The 9,671-nt window shown below is 62.6% G+C and carries 11 protein-coding genes and 1 riboswitch; of the genes, 9 read left to right on the top strand and 2 right to left on the bottom strand.

The annotated features are described in order from the left end of the window. Window positions 1–197: 197 nt before the first annotated feature. Window positions 198–536, bottom strand: coding sequence for a cell division protein ZapA (locus tag EPO09_RS11975; RefSeq protein ID WP_290643368.1), 339 nt, complete (start codon window positions 534–536; stop codon window positions 198–200). A 17-nt stretch (window positions 537–553) separates the two neighbouring features. Continuing rightward, a complete protein-coding gene (locus EPO09_RS11980; protein WP_290643370.1) occupies window positions 554–793 on the bottom strand; it encodes a DUF904 domain-containing protein in 240 nt (79 codons plus the stop codon). Between the two features lie 71 nt (window positions 794–864). Then, a riboswitch (cobalamin riboswitch) is annotated at window positions 865–1,107 on the top strand. 80 nt (window positions 1,108–1,187) lie between these two features. On the opposite strand from EPO09_RS11980, the gene EPO09_RS11985 reads away from it, so the two are divergent. From EPO09_RS11985 to EPO09_RS12025, 9 genes are all read left to right on the top strand, one after another. Next, window positions 1,188–3,074 (top strand): TonB-dependent receptor, encoded by a 1,887-nt coding sequence (locus EPO09_RS11985; RefSeq protein ID WP_290643372.1) that lies wholly within the window; start codon window positions 1,188–1,190, stop codon window positions 3,072–3,074. Between the two features lie 36 nt (window positions 3,075–3,110). Continuing rightward, complete coding sequence (gene cobU, locus EPO09_RS11990; protein ID WP_290643374.1) at window positions 3,111–3,680, top strand: bifunctional adenosylcobinamide kinase/adenosylcobinamide-phosphate guanylyltransferase; 570 nt, start codon at window positions 3,111–3,113, stop codon at window positions 3,678–3,680. Window positions 3,681–3,693: 13 nt separating this feature from the next. Beyond that, window positions 3,694–4,587 (top strand): ABC transporter substrate-binding protein, encoded by an 894-nt coding sequence (locus EPO09_RS11995; RefSeq protein WP_290643376.1) that lies wholly within the window; start codon window positions 3,694–3,696, stop codon window positions 4,585–4,587. Between the two features lie 14 nt (window positions 4,588–4,601). Then, on the top strand, window positions 4,602–5,567 hold the full coding sequence (locus EPO09_RS12000; RefSeq protein WP_290643386.1) for an iron ABC transporter permease: 966 nt from the start codon (window positions 4,602–4,604) through the stop codon (window positions 5,565–5,567). 32 nt (window positions 5,568–5,599) lie between these two features. Next, window positions 5,600–6,352 carry an ABC transporter ATP-binding protein gene (locus tag EPO09_RS12005; protein ID WP_290643388.1) on the top strand — a complete coding sequence of 251 codons (753 nt, stop codon included), beginning with the start codon at window positions 5,600–5,602 and terminating at the stop codon, window positions 6,350–6,352. Beyond that, entirely contained in the window at window positions 6,349–7,665 is a 1,317-nt protein-coding gene (locus EPO09_RS12010; protein WP_290643378.1) for a cobyrinate a,c-diamide synthase, read from the top strand. The genes EPO09_RS12005 and EPO09_RS12010 overlap by 4 nt, the downstream gene beginning before the upstream one ends. A gap of 23 nt (window positions 7,666–7,688) precedes the next feature. Further along, window positions 7,689–8,258 (top strand): cob(I)yrinic acid a,c-diamide adenosyltransferase, encoded by a 570-nt coding sequence (cobO, locus tag EPO09_RS12015; RefSeq protein ID WP_290643380.1) that lies wholly within the window; start codon window positions 7,689–7,691, stop codon window positions 8,256–8,258. A gap of 7 nt (window positions 8,259–8,265) precedes the next feature. Next, window positions 8,266–9,228: an adenosylcobinamide-phosphate synthase CbiB gene (gene cbiB / locus EPO09_RS12020; RefSeq protein WP_290643382.1), complete on the top strand. Its 963-nt coding sequence runs from the start codon at window positions 8,266–8,268 to the stop codon at window positions 9,226–9,228. Next, the coding region (locus tag EPO09_RS12025; RefSeq protein WP_290643384.1) for an aminotransferase class I/II-fold pyridoxal phosphate-dependent enzyme at window positions 9,228–9,671 on the top strand (444 nt) is incomplete at its 3' end. The genes cbiB and EPO09_RS12025, both read left to right, overlap by 1 nt.

Genomic DNA, 9,671 nt, shown 5'->3' on the forward strand with positions numbered 1-9,671 from the left:
TCAGCGGTACGTCGGGTTCATCTGACGCGAGACGATCACACCTGCACCGCAATATTCCAAGCCCTGGCTCGAAGAGCATCGGTTCAAGGAAATAAAAACAACCACGAACGCGACGGACGAATCCATTCTACTTTCTATCGACGCGTTTGCCCGTGCAAATACATCGTGTTGAAGGGGTTCTTGCTGCGATCAAACCCTCAGATCAGGTGGCCGTCGCTGTCGAGCGCCTGATCAAGTCGGGCGATCAGGTTGTCGATGTACTCGGGTGAGGGCAAGGCCGCCGCCTGCGCGGCTTGCGTTGCATCCGGTGCGGCATCTTGTTTGGCGGGTGCGGCAGGGCGCTCTGTCAGCATGTACGCCAGGTTCAGCGCGGACAGCACGGCGATGCGCTCACGCGCCTTGAGCTTGCCGCTGTCGCGGATGGCGCACATTTCGCGGTCCACCTGGTGCACGGCTTCCTTGAGGCGTTCTTCCCCGCCTTCAGGGCAACCCAGCAGGTAGCTCTGGCCCATGATGGAAACTTCAATCTGCTTCATGCGTGTCCGGCCTCGTGTCAGTCTTCAGAATGGGGCGCCTCATCGTGCCCCTCGGCTGCGTCGCCTGGGTGGACGGGCAGCTTGTCGATCAGGGCGTCGATGCGGGCGCGGGCAGCCGACAGCCTGGCGCGCAGGGAGTCACGCTCCTGGGCCGTGATGGCCACTTGCTGCTGCAACAACGCATTGGTGCGGTGCAACTCTTCGTGGCGCAACAACAGGCGCTCGATGCGGTCCGTGAGTTCGTCGATTCTGGACATGGGCGGATCGTGTTACCCACCCGGTTCGGTGGGGCCTTGTGGCTCTACAGCAGAACAATCATTGTAGGCGCCTTACAATGCGCCCCGTTGGTGCTCGCACTGGGGTTCGCCCGGTGCAGTTAAACGGGAAGCAAGAAGGCTTCGGTGTCCATGATGACGCCAGCCTGACTTGCGCTGCCCCCGCAACGGTCGGCGGTCGAGTCTTCGATGACTCAGCTTGCGTACTTCAACCACTGGTCACCTGAAAACGACTGGGAAGGTTTCGCGAGTTGCACCGCCTAGCCCGGATACCGGCCGACAGGGGATGAGGCGTGGCCGTCGATGGCCCGCCTTGTCATTTCGCTCGTGGTCTGCGGGGACGCTGACCGGGGCATTTGATCTGTCTGTTTTCATCATGTTGTTTCTGAACTCGGTGCGTGTGGCACCCGGGGTGCGTTCGGCTTTGGCCGTGGCGCTGGTGTCGGTTTGCGGTACGCCTTCCATGGCGGCAGAGTCGGGCGAGGAGGGCTTGCCCCCCGTTGTCGTGACGGCAACGCGAACACCCACTCGCATCAATCAGTTGTCGGCGGACGTGTCGGTCATCGACAGAGCCCAAATCGATGCTGCCACTGGCAGAAGCCTGGCCAGTCTGTTGAGCGATGCGCCAGGGGTTCAGATCGCCACGAATGGCGGCCTGGGTAAGACAAGCAGTATTTTTGTGCGCGGTGGGGATTCGAAGCAGACGGTCTTGTTGATTGACGGCGTCCGCTATGGTTCAGCGACGACTGGCGGCCCGTCTCTGGACAACATTCCGCTGGATCTGATTGATCACATCGAGATCGTGCGGGGGCCGCTGGCTTCCTTGTATGGTGCCGATGCGGCCTCTGGCGTGATCCAGGTCTTCACGCGCAAGGGGACCGCTACGTTGACGCCGTCCGCCTCGGTGACGCTGGGATCCGAGCGTTTCCATTCAGAGTCCGTCGGTTTGACCGGATCTCATGGGGGCTGGAGCTATGGCATTCAGGCCAACGATACGGGCACGGCAGGATTCAGTTCAACCAACTCGCGTGCCGGCGCGAGCACGTTCAACCCCGACAGAGACGGCTTTGTGCAGCAATCCCTGTCCTTGAATCTGGGGCTGGCACTGATCGACTCGTGGCGGCTGGATGGCAATGTGCTGCGCTCATCTGGTGTCAGCTGGTTTGATGATGGTGTGGCGGCCACGGGCTCGACACCCAATACCAACAGCGACATGACATCGTCCGTAAGCGGACTGACCTTGAGTGGCAAGCCGATGGCCAACTGGAAGACATCCTTCAAGGCAGCCTTGACCGAGGACGTCTCCGATGTGACTGTAGCGAACAAGAGTTACTACATCAGTCGCATCGCCACGCAACAAAAGACATTGGCGTGGGAGAACCAGATCTCGACAGAGGTCGGGCAAGTGTTGGTGGCTTTTGAACACCTGCGCCAAAGCGTTGACAACTCGACCACCATTTTTGATGTCAAGCAGCGGACCATCGAGTCATTGGTCCTGGGGCTCAACGGCAACAGCGCGCAGACTGATTGGCAACTCAGTACCCGTGGTGATCGCAATTCGCAGTACGGCACCGAGTGGACGGGCAACCTGGGCGGCGGCCTGCATTGGGGCGAGGCCCTGCGACTGGGTGGGTCCGTTGGCACCAGCTATGTGGCGCCATCATTCAATCAACTTTATTGGCCTAATTACGGCAGCCCTGATCTCAAGCCGCAGCATGGTCTGAATCGTGAGGTGAACCTGTCTTGGGACAATGGGTCGGAGTCCGCCAAGCTCACGCGCTATGACAACCGGATTCACGATTTTCTGTTGACCGGCCTGACTGCCGCCAGCAATGTGGATGGCGTGCGTCTGGCAGGATGGACGCTGACCGGTGGGGTCAACGAAGCCTTGTCCTTTGGTCGTTGGTTTGCTTCGGGTAGCCTGGATTGGCTGGATGCCCACAACATGGCCGACGGCAAGAAACTCGTGAGACGTGCCAGTCGCTTTGCCTCGGCGCGTTCAGGACTTGAGCTCGGAAGCTGGTCGTATGAGTTGAACGTGAAAACGTCGAGTGGTCTGCCAGATACGTACTCGTATCCGGCCCTCGATGTTCGACTGCCTGGCTATGCAATCTGGGGGGCTGCCGTGAATTGGGCTGTCGCGCCCAACTGGAAACTGGCGCTGCGTGCTGACAACCTGGGCAACAGGGCGTACGAGAATGTGTACGGTTTCAATCAGCCAGGTAACCAGTACTTCCTGACCTTGTCGTACTCGCCCAAATAACGCCTCCAAATAACGCCTGAACAAGGGCGCACAGCCATGAGCAAGTTGTCGTCACATCATCTCATCGTCGGTGGCCAGCGCAGCGGCAAATCCGGCCATGCTGAAAGGCTGGCGCGGCAATGGCTGGCTGCGTCTGATCACCATGCGGTGACGGTGGTGGCGACGGCCACGGCTTGGGATGACGAAATGCGGGATCGCATTGCGCAGCATCAAGCCGATCGGCCTGCAGGCTTCATGACGGTCGAGGAGCCGCTTGATCTGGCTGCGGTGCTGCAGACGCAGGCCAGTTCAGGCCGGCTCTTGCTGGTGGATTGCCTGACGCTGTGGCTGACCAATTGGCTGATGCCGGCCAAAGGGCAACCCGATCTGGTCGCCTGGCATCGGCAGCGACAGGCCTTGCTGGATGGGCTGGCCAAGCTGCCTTCGCCCGTGGTGTTCATCTCCAATGAGGTGGGGTGGGGTGTGGTGCCCTTGTCCAGCGAGGTGCGGGCATTTGTGGACGAGTTGGGGCGCTTGAATCAGGATGTGGCGCGTTGCTGCGGTCAACTGACCTTGATGGTGGCGGGGCAGGCCTGGTCCAGGCCCGTCGAGGTAGCCGACCTATGAAGGGCGTCTTGTGATGATCTTCCTGCGACGGTGCGCGCGCGCGGTGCTGGCTGCCTTGCTGTTCTTGTGGGCGCTGCTGACTCATGCGGCCATCACGGTGGTGGATGATCGTGGTGTCGCTGTGAGCCTGCCTGCCTCGCCGCAGCGCATCGTGAGCTTGTTGCCCTCCTTGACCGAGACTGTGTGCGAGTTGGGTGCCTGTGCCAGGATCGTGGGCACGGATCGGTATTCCAATTTCCCGGCTTCGGTGCGGGCACTGCCCAAGACCGGCGGCCTGGATGATGCCAATGTCGAGATGATCGTGGCGCTCAAGCCCGATGTGGTGTTGCTGGCCATGTCCGCGCGCGTGACGGACAGGCTGGAGGCCATGGGCATCCGCGTATTGGCTTTGGAGCCCAAGACCTATGAAGATGTGCGCCGTGTGGCAGGCAAGGTGGCGCAGGCACTGGGGTTGAAGACGGAGGGCGAGGCCCTGTGGCGTCGCATGGAGCGCCAGATGCAGGAGGCTGCGGCCCTTGTGCCTGCTTCGGCCAAAGGCATGTCCGTGTATTACGAGGTGGACAGCGCACCTTATGCAGCAGGGGAGTCTTCATTCATCGGCTACAACCTGCATGCACTGGGCGTGAACAATATCGTGCCGAGCAAGCTGGGGCCTTTCCCGAAGCTGAATCCGGAGTATGTCGTGAGGGCGGATCCGCAGGTGATCATGTTGTCAGCCAGAAATGCACCGGGCTTGTCTTCTCGGCCAGGCTGGGACCGTATTCGGGCCATCCGCGATAAACGCATTTGCGCCTTCACGCCCGAGCAAGGCGATGTGCTGTCTCGCCCAGGACCCCGCATGGGTGAGGCTGCGCGCATTCTGGCTTTGTGCCTGAGGGATGTCGCCGTGCCGGGAGGTGGGCGTTGAGAGTCGCATCGGGCATCGGATTTTTACTGCTGGCATCGCTGTTGATGCTGGTTCTGGGTGTGGCCGTGGGCAGCACGGGCTGGTCGCCGCCGTGGTTGGCGAGCGAGGATGCGGTTCATTGGCAGATCGTCTGGGATATCCGTGCACCGCGCTGTCTTGGTGCCTGGTTGGCCGGGGCTTTGCTGGGCCTGGGGGGGGCCGTGGCGCAAGGTGTTTTTCGCAACCCCTTGGCTGACCCCTATCTGCTGGGCAGTTCATCGGGTGCTGCGCTGGGTGTGGCTGGTTTCCTGGCGTTCGCGGGCGTGTCGCCCACTTCTACCTTTTTGTTGATTCGCCTTGGCATCACGGGCGCAGCCTTTATCGGCGCTGTGGCTGCTGTGGCCCTGACCTTGCTGCTGGCCCGCGGTGTGGAGCACACCCTGCGCTTGCTGCTCGCGGGCGTGGTGGTGGGGGTGGTGCTGGGTGCCCTCAGCGCCCTGACCATCCTGATGGCGCCTGACATCATGCGCGCCATGCAGGCCTTCATGCTGGGAACCACCGGCTTCCTCGGTTGGAGCAGCGTGATGCTGATGTGTCCGATATTGATCGTGACCCTGGCGCTGGCCTGGTCCGCCAGCAGGGCGCTGGACGCGATCAGCCTGGGTGATACAGCGGCACGCAGCCTGGGTGTTCGCCTGGCTGCTGTGCGAGGCATGCTGGTGGGTGTCATGGCCTTGGCAACCGGCACCGCCGTGGCGCAGGCGGGCCTGATCTCGTTTCTGGGGCTGGTGGCGCCACATCTGGTTCGCAGCCGCGTGCAAACGACGCACGGGCCTTTGCTGTTGCTGTCTGCGCTGACTGGCGGCGTCTTGCTTCTGGCCGCAGACATCCTCGCGCGTTGGGTGCTGGCTCCGCAGGAGCTGCCGGTGGGCGTCTTGACCGCCGTATTGGGTGGCGGTTACTTGCTGTGGCGCATGCGGCGCATGGGAGGCGCTTCGTGAGCATCCTCCAGGCAGACATTCGATCCGTACACATGGCAGGACGCTGCATCTTGCACAGCGTGCAATTGCGTCTGGCTGCTGGTCGATGGACGGCGGTGGTGGGCCCCAATGGCGCAGGCAAGTCCACCTTGTTGCGCACGTTGGCTGGTCTGCAGGTTTGCGATGGGCAGGTGCGTTTGAAAGATCGGCCGCTGCAGGATTGGCGGGCCAAGGAGCGGGCTCGCCATCTGGCGTGGCTGGGCCAGACCGAGAGCGGTGCCGATGACCTGCTCGCCCGGGACGTGATCATGCTGGGCCGTTTGCCGCATCAAGCCTGGTTGGCGCCGCCCAGTCAAGCTGATCATGCAGCGGCAGAGCAGGCGATGTGGCAAACACAGTGCTGGGCGTGGCGTGATCGCCCGATGGGCCAGCTCTCTGGTGGTGAGCGCCAGCGCGTCTTGTTGGCTCGGGCGCTGTGCGTCCAGGCCGAGGTGCTGATGATGGATGAGCCGCTGGCGCATCTGGACCCACCTCATCAGGCGGACTGGCTGGAGATTGTTCGCACTTTGCGCGATGGCGGCACCACCGTTGTCAGTGTGCTTCATGAGTTGAACATGGCCTTGCATGCGGATGACCTCGTCATCGTGAATCAAGGGCAGGTCGTGCATCATGGGGCAGCTGATGATCCCTTGACGCAGTCCGCATTGGTCCGGGTCTTTGATGGGCGCATTGCCCTGCACCGGGTAGCGGACCAATGGGTGGCCATGCCTTGTGCGGCGCCTACTTTGAGCAGGACATCGACATGAGCCATCACAGTACCGTGCATTGCCCCGCCATGCTCGTGAGCGCGCCGGCCTCCGGGCAAGGCAAGACCACGGCGACGGCTGCGCTGGCACGCTGGCATCGACAGCAAGGGCGACGCGTGCGGGTGTTCAAGGCGGGCCCTGATTTTCTTGACCCCATGATGCTGGCGCAGGCCAGCGGCCATCCTGTCTATCAACTGGACTTGTGGATGGGCGGCGAAGCGCATTGCCGCGAACTGCTCTGGCAGGCCGCGCAAGAGGCCGATCTGATCCTGGTCGAAGGGGTGATGGGCCTCTACGATGGGATGAGTTCCAGCGCCGATCTGGCCATGCAGTTGGGCTTGCCCGTCATGGCTGTGATCGATGGCTCGGCGATGGCGCAGACCTTTGGTGCGATTGCCTATGGCCTGGCACATTACCGGCCGGGCCTGCAACTGGCGGGTGTTCTGGCCAACCGCGTGGGCAGTGACACGCACGCCCAAATGCTCAAGGAAAGCCTGCCGGAGGGCATGAAGTGGTTCGGTGCCTTGCCGCGTGACGAGGCCATGGGCATGCCCTCGCGCCATCTGGGCCTGGTGCAGGCAGAAGAAGTGGCCGATCTGGATGCCCGCCTGGATCGTGCGGCGCAGGCCCTGGGGTGCCTGGCGTCGGACATGCCTCAGCCGGTTGCGTTTGAACGCAGCCCTCTGCCGGTTGAACAGCAGGTACCGGCGCACGTTTTGGACGGCGTGACCATCGCCGTGGCGCGTGATAAAGCGTTTGCCTTTCTGTATCACGCCAACATCGCGACCTTGGAGGCGATGGGTGCGAAGGTGCGCTTCTTTTCTCCTTTGCATGACCAGGCCTTGCCTGAGGCGGACGCCTTGTATCTGCCGGGCGGTTATCCCGAGTTGCACTTGAGCCGCTTGAGCGCCAACGTGAGCATGCGCGACGCCATTGCTCGCCACCATGCGCAAGGCAAACCCATCGTGGCTGAATGCGGCGGCATGCTGGCGCTGCTCGACGGCCTGACCGATCACGAAGGGCATCGCGCAGCCATGTGGGGTTTGCTGCCCGGTGAGGCCGCCATGCAAAAGCGGCTGGTGAACCTGGGCTTGCACGCAGCCGATCTGCCAGAAGGCACGGTCAGGGGGCACACGTTCCACCATGCCAGCATGACTTCACCGCTGGCGCACCATGCCAGCACCAAGGCGCAGCGTTTCAACGGTCAGCCTGAAGCCATCTACCAGGAGGGGCGTTTGCATGCGTCCTTCTTGCATCTTTACTTTCCCTCCCATCCCACAGCCGTGGCGGGCCTGTTTGCCCCTACGCGCTGACGTACATCCGAACGGAGTTCCTCATGGAAATCGAAAAGCCCCCAGTGGACCGCCAGGTCGAGAAGCCTGCAGGTGAACGTCGCGGCCTGATCATCATCAACACAGGCGACGGCAAGGGCAAGAGCACCGCAGCGTTCGGCCTGGCTTTGCGCGCCCATGGTCGCGGCAAGGCCGTCAAGATCTATCAGTTCATGAAGGTGCCGAGCGCCCGCTTTGGCGAACACCGCATGTTCGAGCAACTCGGTGTGGCCATTGAAGGCCTGGGTGACGGCTTCAGCTGGAAGAGCAAGGACCTCGAACGCTCGGGGCAGTTGGCCCGTGATGGATGGGAGCGTGCTGCCGCCACGATCATGGCGGGCGAGCACTTCATGGTTGTGCTCGATGAGATCACGTATCCATTGCGATACGGCTGGCTGGATCTGGAGGCTGTGTTGAAGGTCTTGCGTGAGCGCCCTTCGCATGTGAACGTGGTGCTGACCGGCCGTGGCGCACCGCTGGAACTGGTCGACCTGGCCGACACCGTGACCGAGATGACGCTGATCAAACACCACTACAACGCCGGCGTGCCGGCACAACGCGGCATCGAGGACTGAGCGCTGCATGGGCTGGATTCTGGCGAGCATGCTGGCCGTGCTGGTGGCTTTGTGGATAGACCGCCGCTTGGGCGAGCCGCCGGTGTGGGCCCATCCGGTGGTGGCCATGGGGCGCTACCTGGGTCTGATCGGGCCTTTGTTGACGCAGTTGCCTGCGCAGTTGGCATGGCTGGGCGGCGTGATGGCCTGGAGCCTGGGGGCTTGCCTGGTGCTGGCGCTGGCCCTGGGGGCCGAGATGGCCTGGCACTGGTTCGTGTCTGCGTTGGCCTGGCCTTTCTGGCCTTCGGTCATCCTGGCAGGCCTGGGGCTGGGGGTGGTGCTCAAGCCCATGCTGGCCTGGCGCATGTTGCATGAAGAAGTCCGCCTGGTGGAGCAGGCCTTGGCGCAATCCTTGTCGGCAGGGCAGGCCCGCTTGAGCCGTCTGGTCAGCCGCGATGTGCAGCAGCTGGACGAAGTGCGTGTCAGAGAAAGCGCCATCGAATCCTTGGCCGAGAACCTCAACGACTCGCTTGTCGCGCCCTTGTTCTGGTTTGCCTTGCTGGGCTTGCCTGGTGCGGCGCTGTACCGGTTCGCGAATACGGCAGACGCCATGTGGGGCTATCGGGGCCGCTACGAATGGGCGGGGAAGTGGGCGGCCAAGGTGGATGACTTCTTGTCCTGGGTGCCGGCGCGCTTGACGGCGATGCTCTTGTGCGCGGCGGCAGGCACGTGGCCCGGCTTGGCGCGCATGAGGGCGCAGGCGCGGCGAACGCCATCGCCCAACGGCGGATGGCCCATGGGGACCATGGCTTTGCTTCTGGGGGTGAGCCTGCGCAAGCCCGATGTCTATGCCTTGAATGAACAGGGCAGACCTCCTGAGGCTGCACATACCAGCGTGGCCCTGGCCACGGCTGGCAAGGCTGTGGGATGGGTCGCGGCCTTGGTCATGTTGATGATGGCTCAGCCCATCATGCTGAGATGGCAGGCGTGATGGACATCAGTCAAGGGCAACATGGTGGGCCGGACATCGGCTTGCCGATCACCTGGGACTTCTCCAGCAATGCCAGCTCGGTGCCCATGCCGCCAGCCTTGCAGGACAGCTTGTTGACGGCAGACCGCAGCCTGTATCCCGAACCGACCTATGTGGCGCTTCGTCAATCACTGGCCATGTGGCATGGTGTGCATGGTGTGCATGGTGTGGATATGGCGCGTGTGGTGCCCACGGCTGGCAGCAGCGAGGGCATACGTCGCCTGACGCTGGCGGCCTTCCTGGCAGGTTGCCGTCAGGTGTATGTGCCCCAGCCTGGTTATGGGGACTACCGCCTTGCGGCTCAGGCGCTGGGCATGACGGCGACACCGCTTTCGCTGCTTGATGATGTGCCCGAGGATGCCTTGGATGGCGCGGCAGATGGCGCACCGGTTTTGCTGTGGTTG

It is taken from the genome of Aquabacterium sp. (assembly GCF_004297345.1).
Taxonomy (GTDB): Bacteria; Pseudomonadota; Gammaproteobacteria; order Burkholderiales; family Burkholderiaceae_C; genus Aquabacterium.